Genomic DNA, 696 nt, shown 5'->3' on the forward strand with positions numbered 1-696 from the left:
TTTAATTTGTGGAGCATCAATTTAAAGAGCACCCGTGAGAGAACAAAAGAAGGCACTATTTACAACACGCGGTCATACTGCATGGCAGTATTTTTAAACAAAATATTTCAACGTTCGCAGGCTGTCTCTTTTGTCCTGACAGTTCCTTTCCCCTCGGAAAGAAACTGCCACGACAGCATACCGCGGGAACGTTGTAAATAATGCCGGGATTAGTAGTTTGAGATCTTATAAACTGACTTCCACCCTCTTTCGGCTGAAGCTGTAAACGTTCTTTTTAAAACTGGATCATCGTTTGATTTAAACCAGGTGTCGGGTGGAATCTCAGTCTACAAAACTTTGAAGATTCATATTTTGACGCAATATCGTTTTGGGTTGATGCAATATCGTAAAGTTTTGATTTACATCATCCGGTCGTGGGTGGCTGAATCTCCATTAATTTGTGAGTCCGGTTTTAACTGAAATATCAGGAAGATTAGCCCAGAAGACTGTGGGCATTGCGTACAACACGCGGTCATAGTGCATGGCAGTATTTTAAACCAATAATTCAACGTTCGCTGCCGGCTCTTTACGTCATGACAGTTCCTATCCTATCGGACAGAAACTGCCACGACACCATACCGCGGGAACGTTAGGTGCAAGCGTAAAAAATATCATTATGAAACTGACGAAATCTCAAATTAAAGAAATGGCCCAGAA

1 protein-coding gene is annotated in these 696 nt (G+C 41.7%); it reads left to right on the top strand.

From position 1 onward, the window contains the following. Positions 1-201, top strand: a 201-nt coding sequence (locus tag ACE1ET_RS20590; RefSeq protein WP_375730313.1) for a hypothetical protein, incomplete at its 5' end; no start/stop codon positions are given. Between the last annotated feature and the right edge of the window lie 495 nt (positions 202-696).

The organism is Quyinboa mangrovi (assembly GCF_042219825.1).
Taxonomy (GTDB): Bacteria; Bacteroidota; Bacteroidia; order Bacteroidales; family UBA5342; genus JBHJHP01.